The sequence below is a fragment of the Mesorhizobium metallidurans STM 2683 genome, assembly GCF_000350085.1.
GTDB lineage: Bacteria > Pseudomonadota > Alphaproteobacteria > Rhizobiales > Rhizobiaceae > Mesorhizobium > Mesorhizobium metallidurans.
Window position 1 is genome coordinate 19,454 of the sequence record NZ_CAUM01000018.1, and the last position, 21,080, is coordinate 40,533.

19 protein-coding genes are annotated in these 21,080 nt (G+C 63.4%); 14 read left to right on the top strand and 5 right to left on the bottom strand.

Annotated features, from left to right (window positions below):
• The first annotated feature begins 14 nt into the window (after nt 1-14).
• From iolD to phnN, 7 genes are all read left to right on the top strand, one after another.
• The gene (gene iolD, locus MESS2_RS04160; protein WP_008872827.1) at nt 15-1,859 is read left to right on the top strand and encodes a 3D-(3,5/4)-trihydroxycyclohexane-1,2-dione acylhydrolase (decyclizing); all 1,845 of its coding nucleotides are present in this window, start codon (nt 15-17) and stop codon (nt 1,857-1,859) included.
• Nucleotides 1,860-1,901: 42 nt separating this feature from the next.
• The gene (iolE, locus tag MESS2_RS04165; RefSeq protein WP_008872828.1) at nt 1,902-2,819 is read left to right on the top strand and encodes a myo-inosose-2 dehydratase; all 918 of its coding nucleotides are present in this window, start codon (nt 1,902-1,904) and stop codon (nt 2,817-2,819) included.
• Between the two features lie 44 nt (nt 2,820-2,863).
• Entirely contained in the window at nt 2,864-3,076 is a 213-nt protein-coding gene (locus MESS2_RS04170; protein ID WP_008872829.1) for a DUF3329 domain-containing protein, read from the top strand.
• Between the two features lie 380 nt (nt 3,077-3,456).
• A complete protein-coding gene (gene iolB, locus MESS2_RS04175; protein WP_008872830.1) occupies nt 3,457-4,269 on the top strand; it encodes a 5-deoxy-glucuronate isomerase in 813 nt (270 codons plus the stop codon).
• Nucleotides 4,270-4,421: 152 nt separating this feature from the next.
• Entirely contained in the window at nt 4,422-5,129 is a 708-nt protein-coding gene (locus MESS2_RS04180; RefSeq protein WP_008872831.1) for a DUF1045 domain-containing protein, read from the top strand.
• An 18-nt stretch (nt 5,130-5,147) separates the two neighbouring features.
• Nucleotides 5,148-6,287, top strand: a complete 1,140-nt coding sequence (locus MESS2_RS04185; protein ID WP_008872832.1) for an alpha-D-ribose 1-methylphosphonate 5-triphosphate diphosphatase — start codon at nt 5,148-5,150, stop codon at nt 6,285-6,287.
• The gene (gene phnN / locus MESS2_RS04190) at nt 6,284-6,913 is read left to right on the top strand and encodes a phosphonate metabolism protein/1,5-bisphosphokinase (PRPP-forming) PhnN (protein WP_008872833.1); all 630 of its coding nucleotides are present in this window, start codon (nt 6,284-6,286) and stop codon (nt 6,911-6,913) included. The genes MESS2_RS04185 and phnN overlap by 4 nt, the downstream gene beginning before the upstream one ends.
• Nucleotides 6,914-7,136: 223 nt before the next feature.
• Here the strand turns inward: phnN and MESS2_RS04195 are convergent, their stop codons facing one another.
• The 3 genes from MESS2_RS04195 to MESS2_RS04205 form a co-directional block, all read right to left on the bottom strand.
• The gene (locus MESS2_RS04195; protein WP_008872834.1) at nt 7,137-8,132 is read right to left on the bottom strand and encodes an ABC transporter permease; all 996 of its coding nucleotides are present in this window, start codon (nt 8,130-8,132) and stop codon (nt 7,137-7,139) included.
• Nucleotides 8,133-8,192: 60 nt separating this feature from the next.
• Complete coding sequence (locus tag MESS2_RS04200; RefSeq protein ID WP_008872835.1) at nt 8,193-9,737, bottom strand: sugar ABC transporter ATP-binding protein; 1,545 nt, start codon at nt 9,735-9,737, stop codon at nt 8,193-8,195.
• A 123-nt stretch (nt 9,738-9,860) separates the two neighbouring features.
• Nucleotides 9,861-10,823: a sugar-binding protein gene (locus MESS2_RS04205; protein WP_008872836.1), complete on the bottom strand. Its 963-nt coding sequence runs from the start codon at nt 10,821-10,823 to the stop codon at nt 9,861-9,863.
• A gap of 600 nt (nt 10,824-11,423) precedes the next feature.
• Here MESS2_RS04205 and MESS2_RS04210 point away from each other — a divergent pair.
• From MESS2_RS04210 to MESS2_RS04225, 4 genes are all read left to right on the top strand, one after another.
• Nucleotides 11,424-12,518 (top strand): LacI family DNA-binding transcriptional regulator, encoded by a 1,095-nt coding sequence (locus MESS2_RS04210; protein WP_008872837.1) that lies wholly within the window; start codon nt 11,424-11,426, stop codon nt 12,516-12,518.
• Between the two features lie 324 nt (nt 12,519-12,842).
• A complete protein-coding gene (locus MESS2_RS04215) occupies nt 12,843-13,730 on the top strand; it encodes a polysaccharide deacetylase family protein (RefSeq protein WP_008872839.1) in 888 nt (295 codons plus the stop codon).
• Nucleotides 13,727-15,136, top strand: a complete 1,410-nt coding sequence (gene hydA, locus MESS2_RS04220; protein WP_008872840.1) for a dihydropyrimidinase — start codon at nt 13,727-13,729, stop codon at nt 15,134-15,136. The genes MESS2_RS04215 and hydA overlap by 4 nt, the downstream gene beginning before the upstream one ends.
• Nucleotides 15,137-15,305: 169 nt before the next feature.
• Entirely contained in the window at nt 15,306-16,667 is a 1,362-nt protein-coding gene (locus tag MESS2_RS04225) for a dihydroorotase (protein WP_008872842.1), read from the top strand.
• A gap of 159 nt (nt 16,668-16,826) precedes the next feature.
• Here MESS2_RS04225 and MESS2_RS34070 read toward each other — a convergent pair whose 3' ends face one another.
• Nucleotides 16,827-17,348: a histidine phosphatase family protein gene (locus MESS2_RS34070; RefSeq protein ID WP_051069032.1), complete on the bottom strand. Its 522-nt coding sequence runs from the start codon at nt 17,346-17,348 to the stop codon at nt 16,827-16,829.
• 276 nt (nt 17,349-17,624) lie between these two features.
• On the opposite strand from MESS2_RS34070, the gene MESS2_RS04235 reads away from it, so the two are divergent.
• Both MESS2_RS04235 and MESS2_RS04240 read left to right on the top strand, forming a co-directional pair.
• Nucleotides 17,625-17,828: a CbtB domain-containing protein gene (locus tag MESS2_RS04235; protein WP_008872844.1), complete on the top strand. Its 204-nt coding sequence runs from the start codon at nt 17,625-17,627 to the stop codon at nt 17,826-17,828.
• Between the two features lie 32 nt (nt 17,829-17,860).
• Nucleotides 17,861-18,592: a CbtA family protein gene (locus tag MESS2_RS04240; RefSeq protein WP_244439870.1), complete on the top strand. Its 732-nt coding sequence runs from the start codon at nt 17,861-17,863 to the stop codon at nt 18,590-18,592.
• A 1,026-nt stretch (nt 18,593-19,618) separates the two neighbouring features.
• On the opposite strand, the gene MESS2_RS04250 is transcribed toward MESS2_RS04240, so the two are convergent.
• Nucleotides 19,619-20,257, bottom strand: coding sequence for a class I SAM-dependent methyltransferase (locus MESS2_RS04250; RefSeq protein ID WP_008872847.1), 639 nt, complete (start codon nt 20,255-20,257; stop codon nt 19,619-19,621).
• A gap of 472 nt (nt 20,258-20,729) precedes the next feature.
• Here MESS2_RS04250 and MESS2_RS04255 point away from each other — a divergent pair.
• A partial coding sequence (locus MESS2_RS04255) for an SDR family NAD(P)-dependent oxidoreductase (RefSeq protein WP_040592068.1) occupies nt 20,730-21,080 on the top strand: 351 nt, incomplete at its 3' end.

The window sequence follows — 21,080 nt, forward strand, 5'->3', positions numbered from 1 at the left end:
CGGAGGAAAACAGCATGACCAAGACAATCCGCCTGACGATGGCGCAGGCGCTGACCCGTTTCCTGTCCCGCCAGATGACCGAGATCGACGGCAAGAAGATGCCGATCTTCGGCGGTGTCTGGGCGATCTTCGGCCATGGCAATGTCGCCGGCATCGGCGAGGCGCTCTACCAGGTCCGCGATGAATTGCCGACCTTTCGCGCCCATAATGAGCAGGCGATGGCGCATGCGGCGATCGCCTATGCCAAGGCCAGTTTCCGCCGCCGCTTCATGGCGGCGACCAGTTCGATCGGCCCTGGCGCACTCAACATGGTGACGGCGGCGGCACTCGCGCACGTAAACAGGTTGCCTGTCCTGTTTCTCCCCGGCGATGTCTTCGCCAACCGCCTGCCCGATCCGGTGTTGCAGCAGGCCGAGGATTTTTCCGACGGCACGGCGACGGTCAACGACTGCTTTAAGCCCGTGTCGCGCTTTTTCGACCGCATCACCAGGCCGGAGCAGATCATCCCGGCGCTCAATCGCGCCATGCAGGTGCTGACCGATCCGGCGGAATGCGGCCCGGTGACGCTGTCGCTCTGCCAGGACGTGCAGGCCGAAGCCTATGACTATCCCGAAAGCTTCTTTGCCGAGCGGGTCTGGCATCAGCGCCGCCCGCGCCCGGATCGTGGCGAATTGGCCGCGGCCGTGGCGACGCTCAAGGGTGCGAAGAAGCCGCTGGTGATCGCCGGCGGAGGCGTGCTCTATTCGCAGGCTTCCGGGGAACTGGCCAAGCTCGTGCAAGGCGCCGGCATTCCGGTCTGCGAGACGCAAGGCGGCAAATCCTCGCTGCCGGACGATCATCCGCTCAACATGGCGGCGGTCGGTGTCACCGGCACCTCGGCAGCCAACCGGCTGGCGGAGGAGGCTGACGTGGTGCTTGCCGTCGGCACCAGGCTGCAGGATTTCACCACCGGCTCCTGGGCGCTGTTCAAGAATTCCGGCAAGACCATCATCGGTCTCAACGCCCAGGTCTTCGACGCCGGCAAGCACTGGGCGCTGCCGCTGGTCGCCGACGCGGCCGAAGGGCTCGCCGAACTCGGCGCGGCGCTGAAGGGCTGGAAGGCGCCCGCCGCCTGGACCGACAAAGCGGTGAAGGGCAAGACGGCATGGCAGGCCGACGCCGGCAAGGTGACGGCCTCGACCAATGCGGCCTATCCGTCGGACGCGCAGGTGATCGGCGCCGTGCAGCGTGCCATGGGCGCCGGTGTAACGCTGCTTCACGCCGCCGGCGGCCTGCCCGGCGAGTTGCACAAGCTCTGGCAGGCGGGCGCGCCCGGCTCCTACCATGCCGAATACGGCTTCTCGACCATGGGCTACGAAATAGCCGGCGGGCTCGGCGTCAAGATGGCCAAACCCGATGAGGAGGTGGTCGTGATGATCGGCGACGGCTCCTATTTGATGCTCAATTCCGAGATCGCCACCTCTGTGATGCTTGGCCTCAGGCTCACCATCGTGCTGCTTGATAACAGGGGCTATGGCTGCATCAACCGGCTGCAGATGGCGACCGGCGGCGCCAACTTCAACAATCTCCTGAAGGACGCCCGCCACGAGGTGATGCCCGACATCGACTTCGCCGCGCATGCGGCAAGCCTCGGCGCCATTGCCGAGAAAGTGTCGTCGATCGCCGGGCTGGAAACGGCCCTGGCAAAGGCGAAGGACAACAGCAGGACGACGGTGCTGGTCATCGACACCGACCCGCTGGTGTCGACCGATGCCGGCGGCCACTGGTGGGATGTCGCCGTGCCGGAAGTCTCGGTGCGACGCGAAGTGAACGCCGCGCGCAAGAAATATGAGGAAGCTGTGGGCAGCCGGCAGGGCTGACCCCAGCATCGCCTCGCAACGAACTAACACTGGAGTGACGACTTGAAAGCCAAACTGGGCATGTCCCCCATCGCGTGGTGGAACGACGACCTTGCGGAACTGAGCGATGACGTGTCGCTGGAGGAATGCTTGGCGCAATCGCGCTCGGCAGGCTTCACCGGCATGGAGATGGGCCGGCGCTTTCCCAACGATCCCAAGGTGATGCTGCCTATCCTGAAAGAGGCCGACGTCACCCTTTGCGGCGGTTGGTTCTCCGGCACGCTGGTCGATGAAGACATGGCGAAGAACAAGGATCTCATCCAGCCGATGATCGATCTGTTCAAGGCCGTGGATGCGCCTTGCATCGTCTATGGCGAGGTCGGCCGCTCGATCCAGGGCGACCGTTCGAAGCCGCTGGCCACCAAGCCAAAGCTTTCCGGCGACGAGATGAAAGCCTATGCCAGGCGCCTGACCGAATTCGGCGAGTGGTGCGCCGAGCAAGGCATGCCGCTCTCCTATCACCATCATATGGCGGCGGTGGTCGAGACCGAGCCGGAGCTCGATGCCTTCATGCGCCATTCGGGCGAAGGCATTCCGCTGCTGCTCGATGCCGGCCATCTGGCCTTTGCCGGCGGCGATGTGCTGCGCGCCATCGACAATCATCACCGGCGCATCAATCATGTCCATGTCAAGGATGTGCGCATGGGTGTGATCGACAAGCTCGACCGCACCAGGCAATCCTTCCTCGATGCGGTGGCGCTGGGCGCCTTCACCGTGCCGGGCGATGGCTCGCTGGATTTCGGCGCCATCGTGCAACGGCTGGCGGATCATGGTTACGAAGGCTGGTTCGTGGTCGAGGCCGAGCAGGACCCGAAGAAGAATCCACCGCTCAGGATGGCCGAAGTCGGCTACAAGGAGCTGATGCGGGTGATGACGGCCGCAGGGTACACGGTTGAAACACAGGGCTTCCCCAATGCCTGATTGCGGTGGTTCTCGGTGAAGCAGGCTTGCTGTAGGTTGATCCGATGAAGGATTCAGAGCACCCATTCTTTCGGCCTTTGTGGCGGCGCGTCGCCATCGTCGCGGTCTGCCTGATCTGGGCGGTAATCGAATTCGCCTCCGGCACACCGTTCTGGGGCGTGATTGCGCTCGGCTTCGCCGGCTACGCCGTCTGGCAATTCTTCTACCTCTACAAGCGGGCGGACGAGAGCAAGCCTCCGGTCGAGCCAAAGGAATAGAGCGGTCCATGGCGCAGAAGGCTTACGGGTCGGGCACTGCGCACATGACGGGTCGCGTGCGTTGGAGATTAGCTGAAACGCCTCTCGCTTCGTCATCCTGGGGCGGAGCAAGGAGCGAAGCGACGCGGCGCAGACCCCAGGATCCATGCCGTGACATCAAAACGCTGCAACATTCCAGAATTCTACCGCCGCATTCATCGATGAGAGTCGCGGCATGGATCCTAGGGTCTCCGCGACGGAGCTTCGCTCCTGCTACGCCCTAGGATGACGAAGTTGGAAGGCTTCGGCCCAATCTCGAAGATTTGCGACGGTCCTTTCAAACAAGCGGCTTGGCTTCACAGGCCTGTAGCTCGTCGAGCCCATGGAATAGGAGAGACAAAATGTCGAGACTGCTCGTCAAAGCCAACAATGGCCATGGCCGCGTCGCCCATGTCACGCCAAAAAGCGCCGGCTGGACCTATGTCGGCTTCGACCTGCACCGGCTGAAGCCCGGCGAGAGCGCCTCCGGCCAGACCGCAAACCGTGAAGTCTGCCTGGTGTTCGTCACCGGCAAGGGCAAGGCGATGGCCGGCGGCAAGGATCTCGGCCTGCTCGGGGAGCGCATGTCGCCCTTCGAAGGCAAGCCGTGGTCGGTCTATGTACCGGAAGGTTCGGACTGGTCGGTGAGCGCCGACACCGATCTCGAACTCGCCGTCTGTTCGGCGCCCGGACTTGGCGGCGGCCTGCCCGTCCGCGTCATCGCGCCGGACGATCTCGGCCAGGAGGTGCGCGGCAAGGGCACCAACACGCGCTACGTCACCAACATCCTGCCGGAGGGCAAGCCGGCCGACTCGCTGCTGGTGGTCGAGGTCATCACGCCGGGCGGCCATACGTCGAGCTATCCGCCGCACAAGCACGACCGGGACAATCTGCCGGCCGAATCCTATCTCGAGGAAACCTATTACCACCGCCTCAACCCGCCGCAGGGCTTTGCCTTCCAGCGCGTCTACACCGATGCCGACAAGAATGGCGAGCGCGCCTTGGATGAGGCGATGGCGATCGAGGACGGCGATGTCGTGCTGGTGCCCGAGGGCTACCACCCCTGTGCCGCCTGCCACGGCTATGACCTCTATTATCTCAACGTCATGGCCGGGCCGAAGCGGACGTGGAAATTCCACAACGCGCCGGAGCACGAATGGCTGATGAAGGCCTGATCGATCGTTTCCAAGACCGCATTGATTGGTCCAGGGCGAAAAAATCGTCGGCTAACGATCCTATCCGGTCGATTTGCCATCGAAAATGCTGCAAAGCTTCGTCAATTCGTCATGCAAATCGCCTATGGCAGCGGTGCTGACGAGGACTTTCGATGCGCTACGCTATCTATTTCACCCCCCGGCAGGACGAGCCGCTGGCGCGGATCGCCGCCAACTGGCTCGGCCGTGACCCGTTCGGCGCCGCGACCAGGCCGGTCGAGGCGGTGGGCGATTTGTCGGCGGCGGAAGTCGCCTTTCACACGGCTTCGGCGCGCCGGTACGGTTTTCACGCGACGCTGAAGGCGCCTTTCCGGCTGGCAGCGAACGAGACGGAAGCCTCGCTGCGCGCCGCACTCGACAGCTTTGCCGAAGCAACGCCCGTGGTGATGATCCCCCGCCTTGTCGTCAGCCAGATCGACGGCTTCTTCGCGCTGGTGCCGGAAGCGCCGCTGCAGGCGCTCAATCGCTTCGCAGGCGATGTCGTGCTCGCCTTCGACCGCTTCCGAGCGCCGCTGAGCGAGGCCGAAATCGAACGGCGCAGCCCCGATTCGCTGAAGCCGGACGAGTTCCGCAACCTCTGCCAGTGGGGTTATCCCTATGTCTTCGAGACTTTTCGTTTCCATATGACGCTGTCCGGCCGGGCCGGGCCACAGGAAAGCCTTCGTCTTCGCGCAGCAATCGAGCGGCTGTTTGCCGAGGTCCTGCTGCGGCCGGTGCCGGTGGACGCGTTGACGCTGTTTGTCGAAACCGAGCCCGGCGCGCCGTTCATGGTGCTTTCCCATCACGCGCTGGGGCGTCGCCCGGCCAGAAAAACTGCTTGAGATCAAGGACTGCCTGAAATGACCGCCGAGACCGTTCTTACCAACGCCCGCATCGTGCTTGCCGACGAGATCGTCGAGGGCTCGCTGGCGCTGCGCGAAGGCCTGATCGCCGCCATCGAACCCGGCGCCAGCCGGAGCGGCGAGGACATGGGCGGCGACTACATCATCCCCGGACTGGTCGAGTTGCACACCGACCATCTCGAAGGCCATTACGCACCGCGGCCGAAAGTGCGCTGGAACCCGATCGCCGCCGTGCTCGCGCATGACGCGCAGGTGGCGACCGCCGGCATCACCACGGTGCTCGACGCCTTGCGCGTCGGCATGGACGAGGATGCCGACCTGAGCTCCGACGACATCCGCAAGCTGGCCGACGCGATCGAGGACAGCGTCGAACAGGACCGGCTGAGGGCCGACCATTTCATCCATCTGCGCTGCGAGGTTTCGGCGCCGGATTGCCTCAGGGCTTTCGCCAATTTCGAGACCGACGAAAGGGTGAAGCTGGCGTCGCTGATGGACCATGCGCCGGGACAGCGCCAGTTCGTCAATCTCGACACCTACGCCTATTACTACCAGCGCAAGCTGAAGCTGACGGATCGCGACTTCCAGAAATTCTGCGAGAAGCGGATGGCGGAATCGGCGATGAATTCAGGCCCTAACCGTGTCTTCATCGCCGCCGCCTGCCACGAGCGCGGCATCGTGCTGGCGAGCCATGACGATGCCACGACAGGGCATGTCGACGAGGCGATCGAGCAAGGCGTGCGCGTCGCCGAATTCCCGACCACCGAGGAAGCGGCAAGGGCTTCCAAGCAGGCCGGGCTCGGCGTGCTGATGGGTGCGCCGAACGTCATGCGCGGCGCCTCGCATTCCGGCAATGTCTCGGCCCGCGCGCTGGCCGGCGACGGGCTGCTCGACATATTGTCGTCCGATTACATTCCCTTCAGCCTGATCCAGTCCGCCTTCTTTCTCGGCGATGTGGTCGAGGGCATTTCTCTGCCGCAAGCGGTGGCGATGGTGTCGAAGAACCCGGCCGAGGCGGTCGGCCTCAGCGATCGCGGCGTCATCGAACCCGGCCGGCGCGCCGACCTCGTGCGCGTGCGCGTCGATGACCATGTGCCTGTCGTGCGCACCGTCTGGCGGCAGGGCCGTCGCGTCGCATGATGGTGTCGGCGTTGATCGAGCGCGAATTGTCGGCCGCGGCGTTTCCGATCCGCGAGGGCGTCTTCGTCGCTGTCGTCGGGCCGAGCGGCGCCGGCAAGGACACGGTGATCGGCTATGCCCGCGCCCTGTTTGCCGAGGAAAGCCGGCTGGAGTTCGTGCGCCGGGTCATCACCCGGCCGAGCGACGCCGCGAGCGAAGATCACGACACGCTGGCCGACGCGGCCTTTGCCGAGGCCGAAGCCGACGGCGCCTTCGCCATTTCCTGGGAAGCGCATGGCTTGCGCTACGGCATCCCGGCTGAAGTCGACTGGTCGGTCGCCAATGGACGTGTCGCCATCGCCAACGTCTCCCGCGCCATCATCCCGGTTCTACGCGAGCGTTACGCCAACCTGGCGATCGTCGAGATCACCGCTTCACCGGAAATCCTGGCCGAACGGCTGGCCATGCGCGGTCGCGAGTCGCGTGGCGAAGTCCTGGCGCGGCTTTCGCGCAGCGCCAATGTGGCCCTGTCCGGGCCGGGCGTCACCTCGATCGACAATGGCGGTCCGCGCGAGGCCGCAGGCGAGCGTTTCGCCGAGGTGCTGCGCAAGGCGATGGCCTTCTCGGACATGTCAGGCCTGATCTAGGATATGTCGATATTCAGGTGATGCCGGCCTGCAAACGGCGATTCCTGCGCTTCCGGCCTTCGCCGGCCAAAGCCACTCATGAGCGGTCTTGGTAGTTAAGGCTACGGCCGGCGTAGGCCGGTGCTCACGTACCCAAATGTACGCTCCGCTCCGGTTCTCGGAAACCGCCATTTTCGACTCGGCCTGACCCGAATCTCAACACATCCTATGGCTGTCGGAACACTCATTCCGCAGGCGCTCCGGCGGCGCCCTTGCGGGTGGCGTCCAGCATCAGCCGCCGGGCGCGGAACACGCCCCATTGCTGGTCGACCAGCACGCCGATCAAAATCACCCCGCCCATCACCGCGAAGTTGAGCGAGGAGGGGATGCCGAGCAAATTGACGAGATTCTGCAATTCCTGCAGCAGCACCGTGCCGAGGAGGACACCGATCAGCGAGCCTTCGCCACCGCGCAGCGAAAAGCCGCCGAGCACGGCGGCGGCAATGGCGTAGAGTTCATAGAACTGGCCGTGGCTGGCTGGCGATATCGAGCGTGTATACATGGCGAAATAGATCGCAGACAGCGCCGTCAGCACGCCGCAGATGACATAGGCCGCCATGACGACGCGGCCGGTGCGGATGCCGGAATATTTTGCTGCTTCCTCGTTCTTGCCGATGGCATAGAGATAGCGCCCGAACACCGAGCGGTGCAGCACGACCCACATGACGATGGCGATGACGATCAGCGCGATGAAGCTGTTCGGCACGCCATAGCTGCGCCCGGCGGTCAGGAATTCGAGTTCGGGAAAATTCTGGCCGAAGGCGAAACCCGCGGTGCCGTCGCCGGTGTAGAAGCGCGCCACGCCGCGATAGATCAAGAGGCCGCAGAGCGTGACGACGAAAGGCTGCAATTTGAGCCGGGTGATCAGCCAGCCATGCGCCAGGCCGATGATGGCGCCGAGCACGATGATCAGCACGAAGGCCAGTGGCCACTCCATATCGCGCACGGCGATGAAGTCGATGAACAGCGTACCGAGCAGCGCGACCACCGATCCCACCGACAGTTCGATGCCGCCGGTGATGATGACGAAGGCCTGGCCGATCGAAAGTATGCCGAACAGGCCAATCAGGTTCGAGGTGTTGGCAAGGTTGATCGGCAAGAGGAAGCGCGGGTTGATGATCGCCACCACCGCTCCCACCACCAGGATCAGGATCAGCAGGCCGAGATCTTTTTTGCTCATCGTGTTCTCCCCAATGACTGCCTAAGCAGATTGCGCAGTTCTGCGAGGCCTGCGGCAAAACTATCTCGGCTTCTTGCCCACGGCCAGCAGCAGCACATTTTCCTGGCTGAAGTCGTCCTTGTCGAGAATGCCCGAGATCTGGCCCTCATGCATGACGGCGATGCGGTCCGAGACCCCGATCACTTCCTCCATGTCGCTGGAGATCATCAGCACGGCGACGCCGGCGTCGGCCAGCGCCCGCATCAGCCCGTAGATCTCGGCCTTGGCGCCGATATCGATGCCGCGTGTCGGCTCGTCGAGGATCATGACCTTGGGGTTCATCGCCAGCCATTTGGCGAGCACGACCTTTTGCTGGTTGCCGCCCGACAGGGTGCCGGTGCGCGTCGCCACCGAGGGCGCCTTGATGCCGAGATTGTTCTTCTGCTTCTCTGCGGTGGCGGCCTCGGCGCTGGCCGAGACCAGCTGATGTCTTGCATGCGCCGGTAGATTGGGCAGCGAGATGTTCTGGGCGATCGACAGGTCGAGCAGGACGCCGTTCAGCTTGCGGTCCTCGGGGACGAGGAAGATGCCATGCGCAACAGCGTCGGCGGCCGACCCCAGCGCCATTTGCTGTCCGTCGAGCTCAACGTTGCCGCCAAAGCGCTCGTCTATGCCGAACAGAACGCGCGCCAACTCGGTCCGGCCGGAACCGACCAGGCCGGCGAGGCCAAGGATTTCGCCATGCCTGACGTCGAGATCGACCGGCCGGTCGGGATAGGCGCCGGTGCGCACCGCCTTGGCCGACAGCGCGACGGAGCCGGGCGCACGCGCCGCTTCCGAGGCCTTCTCGCGCTCCTTCAGCATGCGCCCGATCATCAGCTTGACCATCTGGTCGTGATTGATGGCGCTCTTCGGCAAGGTACCGGCCAACATCCCGTCCCGCAGCACAACGACGCGGTCGGCGACCCGTTCGACCTCGTGCAGGCGGTGCGAGATGAAGATGACGCTTATGCCCTCGGTCTTCAGCGCCTTGATGACGTCGAGCAGCTTGTCGGTCTCGGCGATCGGCAGGCTGGAGGTCGGCTCGTCGAGGATGACCAGCCGCGCCTTGATCGACAGCGCCTTGGCGATCTCGACCATCTGCTGCTGGGCAAGCGACAGGGTCGATACCGGCGTGTCGGCCGAGAAATTGGCGCCGACGCGTTTGAGCAAGGGCGCCACCTGCGTGCGCAATCTGGCGCGATCGACCAGCCTGAGCGGACCGCCGCGCAGCGGCTCGCGGCCGAAGAAGATATTGGCGGCGACGTCGAGGTTTTCGAACAGATTGAGTTCCTGGTGGACGAAGGCGATGCCCGAACCGAGGCTGCCTTCGACGGTCAGCCCGTCATGTGCGACCCCGTCGACAGTGATCGTGCCTGTATCCGGCCTGGTCACGCCGCCGAGGATCTTCATCAGCGTCGATTTGCCGGCGCCGTTTTCGCCGACCAGGCCGATGACCTCACCGGGCCTGACCTCCATCGAGAACCCGTCCAGCGCCACCACGCCGGGATAGGTCTTGCGCACGCCCTCCAGGCTCAGGAACGGAGCGGTCGTCGATGCAACGATGGATGTGTCGGAATAATTCATCACGCCTGACAGCAGCCGGTAGGCCCCAAAACGAGCCCTTGTGCAGACTGACGGGCCTGGTGAGGCCCGTCAATATGAACGCCGGCTCAAGGCGAACCCTTAAGCCGGCGCAACTGCTTGGTCTTACTTGCCCGCCATCGCCGCAAGGCTCGCGGCATAGCCGTCGACATCGTCCTTGCCGATGATCTTGGTCGGGATTATGATCAGCCCGTCGGCCGGAATGCCCGACTTGTCGCCCTTGAGATAGGCGGCCATCAGCTTCATGCCCTGATAGGCCCATTCGAAGGGCTGCTGCACGACGGTGGCCGCCACCGTGCCTTCCTTGACGCCGCCCAGCGTGATCGGATCGTCGTCGAAGCCGACGACGGTGATCTGGCCGAGCTTGCCGGCGTCGCGCAGCGCTTCATAGATGCGCGGCGTGTTGTAGGAATAGAAGCCGATCATGCAGGTGACGTCGGGGCTGGCGACCAGCGCGTCCTCGACATTCTTCTTGGCGCGGGCCTGGTCGATGTCGTCGCCGCGCACGTCGACCAGTTCGATCTTGGTGCCGGCGAGCCCGTCCTTCATGCCCTGGATGCGCTCCTTGGCATTGTCGGCGCCGAGCAGGCCGACGAAGCCGAGGCACTTGCCGCCGTCGGGCATCGCCTTCTTGGCGATCTCGGCCGCCTGCTTGCCGGCATCGACATTGGACGAGCCGATATAGGCGACGCGCTTGGTCTGCGGGGCATCGCTGTCGGTGGTGAACAGCGCCGTTTCCGAGGCGATCTTGTTCAGCCCGTCGGTCGAGGTCTTGGGGTCGACGGCCGACACCATGATCCCCTTGACGCCTGCGGTCACCAGGTCGTCCATCAGCCGCTGCTGGATGGCGACCGACGACTGCTCGGGATATTTGAGCTCAAGATTATAGTCGGGCAGTTCGCCCTGCGCCTTCTTCACGCCGGCTTCCGCCGCCTTCCAGAAGTCGGACGCGCCGTTGACGACGAAGGCCAGCGTCGGCTTGTCCTGGGCACGCGCGATTGCGCTCGCCGACAGGCCGAGCAGCAGAGCCGCCGCGGCGACGGATGCAGTTCGCATTACAGATTTCATGTTCAACCTCCCTTTTGGCACAGTCATTTCTGCTCTGAATTTGTCGATTGCGGCCTGGACGCCTCTCCCAAGGGTTGCGGCAGCGAAAGAACGCCGCCAGCCGCGATCGGAACTCTAGACACACATTTGTCGTTCGTAAATAGTCCGATTTGTCTGACATTTCGTGATTGTGGGGCGTCCCTCTCCGGCCTTCTCCCGACCGCTTCGGCACGTCGCACGGTGGTTTCGCAGCGTCCCCCTCGACCCTGAGATAGGACACGCGAATTGACACTAGATCGCTTGCGGCTATTAGTAAATAACTATTAGTTATGAGATGGAAATCACCCGCTGGGCATGAGGAGGGGGAGCAGCGGAATCGCAACGGAGGAGGATTATGGCGATCGGCTGCCGTGCCGCAGCGCGGCAAATCTGGGAATCTGTACAGACTTTGTTTGTCGTGTGGCGGCCGGTGCGTGGTCAGCACCGCCTGCTAATAATGATCAATTGCACCGCATTTTCCATAAATGCGTCACGCCGGGCCGCTTGCCGTCGCGCGTGGCTTTTGCATAAGAACGCGTGGCTTTTGCATAAGAACAGGCCGGGATTGGGGAACATGCTGACATGAGCGAACCGACGGATGCCCTCGAAGCCACCAGGCGCCGCAAGCCGGCGGGCCCGAAGGGCCGCGTCACCATGACCGACATCGCCAGGGCCGCCGGCTGCTCGCAGGCGACGGTGTCCTTCGTGCTCAACGACACGCCAGGCATCAGGCTGTCGCGGCAGACCCGCGAGCGGGTGATCGAGGCCGCGCGGGCTCTCGGCTATGCGCCGCCCGCCTTTTCCGTGCTGCGTGCCCCCGTCGCGCCGTTCGAAGGATTGGACGAGGTTATCGGCTTCGCCGTCGACCAGCTGGCCACCAGCCCCGAGGCGGTGGTCGCCATCGAGGGCGCGCGCCAGGCCTCATGGAATGCCGGCAACGTGCTCCTGGTTGCGCAAACGATGGGCGATGCCGTCATGGAACCGCGCGCCATCGCGGCGCTGACCAAGCGAGGGATTTCGGCGCTGATCTACATGACCATCTTCACCCGCGAGATATCAGCGCCCGATTTTCTCCACGGCCTCGATATCCCGGTCATCCTGCTCAATTGCTATACGTCGGACTATGCCTTCCCCGCCGTGGTGCCAAGCGAGATTGCCGGCGGCCAGAGCTCGACCCGGCATCTGATCGGCCATGGCCACCGCCGCATCGCCACCATCACCGGCGAGCCCTGGATGCAGGCGGCGCAGGACAGGCTGAAGGGGTACCGCAGGGCGCTGGCCACCGCCGATATCCCGTTCGATCCGGAGCTGGTGGTCGAAGGCGACTGGTCGGCAAGTGCCGGCTATGCGGCGACCGTCAAGCTGCTGGCGCTGAAGGACCGGCCGACCGCCATCTTCTGCCAGAACGACCGCACCGCCATCGGCTGCTACGAGGCGCTGAAGGAAGCCGGCCTGCACATCCCCGGGGATATCTCGGTCGTCGGCTATGACGACGAGGAGATCGCCCGCCACCTGTTCCCGCCTTTGACGACATCGATCCTGCCGCATATGGCGATGGGGCAATGGGCGATCGAACAGCTCGAGGTTCCCGCGCCGCCCGGCCGCGGCCGCTATCCCATCACCAAGCTCGAATGCCCGCTGGTCGAGCGGGAATCGGTTGGACCTGCGGCGGGGTGACTGCGCATTCGCAGGGACTGGCAGCCGGTTGAGGCCCTGCCCCCACCCGCGCCGAATTGCGAAACTGTGCCGAATTGCCTTGATGAATTTTAGGGAGACCCGACTCCAATCTTGTCCCCATCGTCAAGCGGCCTCCCGCGGGTGCATGTTTTGCCGATTGGCATACGGTTCGCGCCGCCCTGGCTATGGTAAAAGCTGGAATGCAAGGGAACAATCGAAACAGCCCCGATGGAACCAAAGCCAGATCCACATCGGCAATACGCCAGGAGTAGATTGCAATGACTTCCAAGCATCGCCCTGGCCCGCCGCGCGATTTCATCGGCTATGGCCGGCGACCGCCGCAAATCACCTGGCCGGACGGACGCCTGGTCGCCGTCAATCTCGTGGTTTGCTACGAGGAAGGTTCGGAATATTCGCTGTTCGAGGGCGACAGCCACAGCGACGGCTGGGGCGAATATCCGTTGTCGGGCGCCGGCCGGCATCCGCGACCTCGGCACCGAGACGCATTTCGAATATGGCAGCCGCGTCGGCATCTGGCGGATCGCCAGGCTGCTCGAACGACACGGCGTCCACGGCACGATCTCCAGCTGCGCCGAGGCGCTGCGGCGCAATCCGGAGGTGACGGCCTGGCTCAGCCAATCCGGCCATGACGTGCTCGGTCACGGCTTGCGCTGGACCGAACAATGGACGCTGAGCCGCGACGAGGAGCGTGACCATCTGCAGCGCGCCGTCGCGCTGTTCGTCGAACTGCTCGGCGAGCGCCCGGTCGGCTGGAACAGCCGTTCCTTTCCCAGCGTCAACACGCGCGACCTGCTGGTCGAGGAAGGCGGCTTCCTCTACGATTCGGATCCGTGCAACGACGATCTGCCGTATTTCGTCCCGGCCAAGGGCGGACGTCTCCTGGTCGTCCCCTACTCCAAGACCTTGAACGACAGCCGGTACCTGGTCAGCCCCGGCTATGTGACGCCGAAGGATTTCGTCGACAATGTCGAGAGCTATCTGGACTTCCTGATCGGGGAAGCCAGGGAGGAAGGAGGGCGCATGATGACGATCGCCGTCCATGCGCGATGGACGGGCCAGCCGAACAGGGCCGCCGCACTGGAGGGCGTGATCGAGGCGGTTCTGTCGAGGCCCGAGGCCGGCTTCATGCGCCGCAACGACATCGCCCGCTACTGGCTGTCGCTGTTTCCGGCCGAGGGCGATACGCCATGATCGCCCGGCCTGCCCGATTTGATCTTGTCGTGCGCGACGGCCTGGTGGCGGCCGGCGACGCCACGGTGCGGGCCGACATCGGCATTCGCGACGGATGCATCCGGGCTGTCGCGGAGCGCCTTGAGGATACCGCCCAAATCGTCGAGGCCAAGGGGCGCCTCGTGCTGCCGGGCGGCGTCGATGCGCATTGCCATATGGACCAGCCAAACTATGGCGCTGTCTGTGCAGACGATTTCCGCAGCGGCACGCTCTCGGCGGCCTGCGGCGGAACGACGACGATCGTGCCGTTCGCCATGGCCCATGCCTCGGACCCGGTGGCCGAGACGGTTGCCGCCTACCGCCGCAGGGCCGAAGGCCAGGCCCTGATCGACTACGCCATTCATCCGACGATCCAGGCAGCGAGCGCGCAGACGCTGGAGCAAGACCTGCCCGCGCTGATCCGCAACGGCTACGCCTCGCTCAAGATCTTCACGACCTATGACGATTTCCGGCTCGGCGACGCGGAGATCCTGGCGATTTTCAAAGTGGCAGCACAGCATGGCGCGCTTGTCATGGTGCATGCGGAGAACGACGCCATCATCGCGATGCTGAAAAAGGACCTGCTGAGCAAGGGCCTTGTCGCTCCCCGCTTCCACGCCAAGGCGCGACCGCCGATCGTTGAAAGCGAGGCGATCCACCGCATCGCCAGCTTTGCCGAACTGACAGGCGCCGAGGTGCTGATCGTCCATGTGTCCAGTCGTGTCGGCCTCGAAGAAGTAATGCGTGCGCGCGCCCGAGGCGTCAGCATCCATGCCGAGACATGCCCGCAATATCTGCTTCTCACCGAGAAAGACCTCGATCGCGAAATTGTCGAAGGTGCGAAGTTCATGTGCAGCCCGCCGCTGCGGACCGTTGCCGACCAGGAGGCGCTGTGGGCCGGCATGGCGCGGGGCGACCTCGCCATCTATTCCTCCGACCATTCGCCCTACCGGCTGACGGGACCCGGCAAGCTGCAGCATGGTCCGCAATCGCGGTTCGACCAGATTGCCAACGGCATGCCCGGACTGGAGCTGCGGCAGCCGCTGCTGTTCAGCGAAGGGTATCTCAAAGGCCGCATCAGCCTCGCCCAGTTCATCGCGCTGAGCTCCACGAATGCCGCCGAGCTGCATGGCATCGCCCCGCAGAAAGGTTCGATCGCCATCGGCGCCGACGGCGATCTCGCGATCTGGGACCAGGAGCGGGAGACGACCGTCACGCCGGATCTGCTGCACGACAACACCGGTCACACGCCCTATGAGGGCATACGGATCCGGGGTTGGCCGGTGACCACCATCGCGCGCGGCGAGGTCATCGTCGACGACGGGCGCGTGCTTGGCACAGCCGGACGCGGCCGCTTCGTTCCGTCGAGGGCAAGGGTTGCCTCATGAACCGGCTTGTCATCATAGAGCGGTTCATCGTTTCACGGAAACGCAGAGCCGCTCTATCTCTTTGTTTTGACGCAATTCCCAAGGGAAAGCGCTACGCGCTTTTCCCGGGAAAACCGTTTCACACTTTTCCTGGAATTGCTCTAGAGGAGCGCCGGATCCCCGGCTTGGCATGACCGCATTCGACGTGCTTCTGCGCGGCGGCCAGATGGTCGACGCCGACGGCATCCAGCGCCTCGATCTCGGCTTCAGCGACGGCAGGATCGCGGCGCGGCTCGCGCCAAACGAGCCGGCGGAGGCCGCGCGCATCGTTCGGGTAGACGGCAAGTTCCTCCTGCCTGGCCTCGTCGATGCGCATGTGCATCTGCGCGAGCCTGGCATGGTCTGGAAGGAGGATTTTGCCAGCGGCACGCTGGCGGCGATCACGGGCGGAGTGACCACCGTGCTGGTGATGCCGACCGACGATGCATGGACCATGTCGGCAGCGGATTTCAGGGCCAAGCGTGCGCTGGCCCAAGGCCGGATCTTTTGCGATGTCGGGCTGCAGGTCGCGGTTGGCCGCGACCATTTTGAACTGGCCGAGCTCGCCCGTCTCGGCGCGACCTCTTTCGAGATCTTCACCTCGGATGTCCCTGCCGATTTCCTGCACGCCTCGACGGCCGAGATGCAGGCGGCGGTCGAGGCGGTCCGGGCGGCGGGCGGGATAGCAGCCATATCGCCGGGCGATCAATCCATCCTCGATGCCGAACTCGCCCGGCTGACGCCGGGGCGCAGCACGGCGGCGGATTTCGTGCGCAGCCGGCCGGGGCATGCCGAGGCGCAAGGCATCGCCCGCGCCATCCTGGTTGCCGCGCAGGCCGGGGCTCCCATCCACATCCGCCAAAGTAATTCGCGCCAGGGCATGGCGACGTTCCGCCGCCTGCGCGACCTCGCCGACGTCTCGATCGAAACCAGCCCGCAATGCCTGATGTTCACGGCGTCGGACTACGACCGGCTCGGACCCGCGGCCAAGGCGTCGCCGCCCTGGCGCGACGCTGCCGACCGGGAGGCCGTCCGGGCCGCGGTGGCCGACGGCGTCATCGACATCATCGTCACCGACCACGCGCCGCATCTCATGACTGAGAAGCTGGCGCTGGCGGAGGATTTTGCCGCCGTGCCCGGCGGCTTTCCCGGCGTGCAGACCCTGCTGGCGACGCTGCTCATCCTGGTCGATGACGGGTTGATCGGCCTGTCCGACCTCGTCAGGCTGGCCGCGTCGCGCCCGGCGGAGCGCTTTGGTCTTGGCGCCCGCAAGGGCCGCCTGCAGGCCGGGTTCGACGCCGATGTGCTCGTTCTCGATCCGAACCGCCGGACCACAATCAGGGGGGCCGATCAATTGAGCAAGGCGGGCTACACGCCTTTCGAGGGAATGAGCACGTCCTTCTTTCTCGAGCGCGTGTTCCTGCGCGGGCAGGACGTGTCGGAGCACGAAGTATCGGGGAAATCCGGTCTCGCCGGCAAAGCGCGGGGTGTTGTCGTCGCGGCGGAAAGGTGATCTGGGGCAAAAAGCGGAAGCCGAGCATGACGCAGAGCGCGAACACATGATCGGTCGCCGCCGGTGTCGACATAATGGGTTTCAATTGCGCGATCTCAAGGATCGCAGGCAGGCGACTTTCGACCTTCGCTAGGCGAGATCGCTGTAACCATGCAAACTTTAGGTGGTCACGCCCAGTCGTAGGGCCCAGCGCCGGCCATCGAAACTAAATTCGGTGCATGATAGTGGCGGAGTGTCGATCCGCCAGAACGACAGCACGGGCGCGTCGAGAACGCAAAGAATGGCGGCGCGGACAAGTGGCCCATGGGTCACTGCAACCGTTGTACCCGGCATCATCGCCATGTCGCTCAGGAATGCCGTGGCGCGGTTACACAAGTCCTTAATCGACTCGCCGCCAGGCGGAGCGAACAGCGGGTCGGATGCCCACGCTTGTAGGACTCCCGGTTGCTCCGCCTCCAGTTCTGGTAGTGTGCGGCCCGTCCAGACACCATAATCCTGATCGCGCAATGTCTCTGATACCGTGGCATGTAGGCCTAAGATTTCCGCGGTCTGTCGCGCCCTGAGCGCGGGGCCACATAAAGGCCGATCCGACAAATTCGAAAGCCTGCCGCGTAGCGCAACCGCCAGGCGTATCGACTTGGCCTCTAGCGGGTCGTCGCAAGGGAACGCTGCTTTATGCATGGACGCGGTGATGCCACTAGAGACCAACTTTAATCGGGAAGTTTTCAACTTAGCGTCTCCAAAGGTGCGGGAAGATGAAAGGCACTTGCCGACGACTCATTGACACGCCGCAAACGCGAGTTATAGCATTGCGCATTCCTGGGGGCGAAGCCGGCAATCCGGCACGGTCGCGCCACTGTGACCGGTTCGCGGCGATTAACTGCGAACCGGAAGTCAGACCGCTCGCGGGAGCCACGTTCTTTCTAGCCGGGACGCTGTATCCCCAAGGAGAAAATTATGTCTGACGTGACAATGTTACCTGTCTTCGAGCCGGCCCCAATACCGGTAAAGGAAATTCTGCCTTGGGCGTTGTTCGGCGGGCTTATCCTGCTGATCGTCATCTATTTTGTGAGCGCGGGCCAAAGCCTGCCCGGCAACGAAATGATCGTCCATGAATTTTTTCATGACGGGCGCCATCTTCTCGGATTCCCCTGCCACTAAAAAAGGTTCGCGCCATGATAGGTAAGTTGTTGATGCGCGGCCTCATCATCGGGCTGCTGGCAGGCATTTTGGCCTTCCCGGTGGCCCGTATTTTTGGCGGGCCGCCCGTTGAAAGCGCCATTGCGATTGAGGAGCAGAACAGCGTCGCAGCTGGCGGAGGGCACGGCGAAGCCCCGCTTGTCAGCCGTGATGTACAGCGCACATTGGGGCTTGGCTCAGGGCTCTTGGGATACGGAGCAGGCATCGGTGGCATTCTGGCGCTTGTGTTGGCGTTCGCCAATGGCCGTCTCGGGGCAATTAGCCCGCGGGCTGCGGCAGCGACTGTTGCTGGCCTCGGGTTCGTATCGGTGGTTCTGGTGCCCGGGTTGATATATCCAGCCAACCCGCCAGCAGTGGGCGACCCCGAGACCATCAGCTATCGCTCACAGCTATTCGGTCTAACCTTGCTTCTATCGATCGCCGCCATGGTTGTCGCAGTGTGGCTTGCGCGAAGGTTTGCTGGCTCGTTCGGAAGCTGGAACGCCGCGATCATTGCGGCACTAGGTTACTTGGCCTTCGTCGGAATCGTGCGGCTGGCGCTGCCCTACATAAACGAGGTGCCGGATACATTCCCAGCTACGGTATTGTGGCAGTTCCGAATTGCGTCGCTACTCATCCAAGGGGCTCTATGGACGGTGATCGCGATCGGATTGGGAGTGTTCACAGAGCGAGAATTTTTGCGTCCAGGGCCTGGCCCGCAGCGTGCCAATCTCGCTCTTCGCTGAAGCTGGATTGTGACTTCGATACAGTCGACAGCACGGATGCGCTGTCGATCGGTTTCATCTGTTGGCCGAGCCCGATCCTTACAACTTAGGAGTTCCGCTACACATCGGTCGCCAGTAGTCTATCGTCAGTCGAATAATCAAACAGCTCGCGAGGATAGCTGGCGAGAATTGGAAATTGTGTCCTCCAATCGTGCCTGCTCTGCGCCACGAGCCAATCACAGGTCTTGCCGACCGAACCCTGATAGGTCGTCACAGGAGTGTAGCCTAATATTGCCACTGCATCGGTGTTCAGCGTAAACGGGGCCGGAACCGACCACGGGGTTGAGCCGATCATGGCATTGCCCTTGTCGTCTCCGACATCGAGCGGCAGGAACGTGCCTTCATAGGCTAAATAGGCCTGATCGGCCCGAAGCTGCGATTTTGGCCAAGTTGACGAACTGTTCGGTCAGCGGCGCGGGCTAGGAGCATCCGAAGCCGGTCGGCCCGCCGAAACACGCTGTTAACATCGTTTGCGGGTGACCGGATGTCGGCCGCAGTTCCAAAATGTAGGATGCCGCCCGCTGTCAGCGGCGGAAATGAATTTCCTTCGGATTGCGCTCCTGTGCACGGCCATGATCGGCCTGGCAGGGAGCCCCCGGTTCATTGCGAGGGACAAAACTGCCTCCCGCCCGCAGAGGATCCTGTCCGGGAATGCAAGGGGCAAGATTGCACGCCGGCTCCACCGATCGAAAGGGTCAAGTGAGCAGCTTCAGCCTGGCCGCGGCTCATAAGTGGTTCTTTGCGGAATCGTGCTGAGGTCCAAAACACCTGGCGATTGAATCGATCATGCGCCGCTCCCGCCGGCTGCCGGTCATTCTCGCGTCGCTGACACGTTGAAGAGGCGACTCCATGGATCGATTCCGTAGATCAGGTTCAAGCACCCGCCTCGGGCGGGGTATCAGTGGAAGCCAGCTGCGGCGCAGACTGATCACGCCTGACCAGACTATACCTACGTTTCGAGATCTCCCCAGCGTTGTGGCCTGCACGTCATCTCTTGCGGGCCACGATATAGGGACGGTTGTCGTTGCCCTTGGTTGCGTGGCATTCAGTGGCAAGAATGTCGAAGCCTGCGGCGCATATATGCTGACCCAACTCCGCCGCCCGGAAAACGCCGGCATAGGGGGCCTTGCCGATCGCGCGCATCGCGGGCAGCAAGGCAAGGCGGATGAGTGGATTCATATCCCCGACGCAGGGTGTCTTGGAGATGAATAAGCCTTCCGCCGCAAGCAAGGCATGGATGCGGGGCAGCGTGCCGGGCAGGTCGCGGACCAGATGGAGATAGTTGAACCCCAGCACGGCGTTAAACTGCACCGCCTCAGGCATAAGGGTGTCCGCGGTCATGGTGCGGAAGGCAAGCGCCGGGAGGAGGCCGGCGGTGCGTTTCTCCTCTGCAATTGCGATCATTTCAGCTGAAATATCCGTCGCAAGATAGCTCTGCACCTCGCCTGCAAGACGGAGCGCCGTTGTTCCTGTTCCGCAGCCCAGTTCCAACACCCGGTCGTCCGGTCCCAACAGGGCACGGGTCCGGTCCAGCGTGCGCTCGTATCCGGCATGATCCACAATCGCGGCCGTGGCATACTTCCGCGAAGTCCGGTCCCAGAAGTGGGCGTCGCTCGCTGTGCCCATGGTGGGGTGCTCCTTTTCAAGGCGATGAGGATCCGCGCGGTTCCGGCAAACGCGCTTTGACGGGCGAGCTTCTAACGCCAAGGGTAATTTACCTTGGCAAGAAAGTAAGCTTTCGACCGAAAGGGGGTATCGTGGCCAATGACAATTGAAATTAATGGCGCGCCAGCGTTGATGAAACTGATAACTACGTTTCCGCTGGAGCGCTATGATATTCTAACCGTCTGGCCGCAGGTCCCGCCGCGAGCATCCCATACTCGCCAATGCCACTATGATTGATCGCAGAATCGCTCTGTAGGCGAGGGCGGAATAGGGTGGAGAACCGCAGTGATTTCGTGACGAACAGCAGGAGCATTTCAGAGCCAATTCGCAAGAGAAGGAAGTGGGAAACGATGATGCCTGCGAAGCGGCATCGCCACTTTGGCCAGCTTTGCTGACGGCTCCGAGAGATAACACGCGATCGAGGAGATAGGTAATGGAGACGTCACTTGAACAAAAGAACGCGTTAGTCACTGGAGGGGTGCGCGGGATCGGACGCGCGATTGCGCTTCGACTATCAACACAGGGCGCGCGCGTCGCGATCGGCTATGTCAAGAACGACGCACGCGCGGACGAGGCGCTGAAGGCCATCGGCGAGGCAGGCGGACAGGGTGTCGCGATCAAGGCCGATCTCTCACTGCCGCGCGAAGTCGCCCGGATGTTCGACGAGGCTGAGCAGAAGACCGGACCTTTGGACATCGTGGTCGCCAGCGCGGCCGACATGATGGTCAAGCCTCTCGTGGACTGCACGGAGGAAGACTATGACCGAATCTTCAACACTAACGCT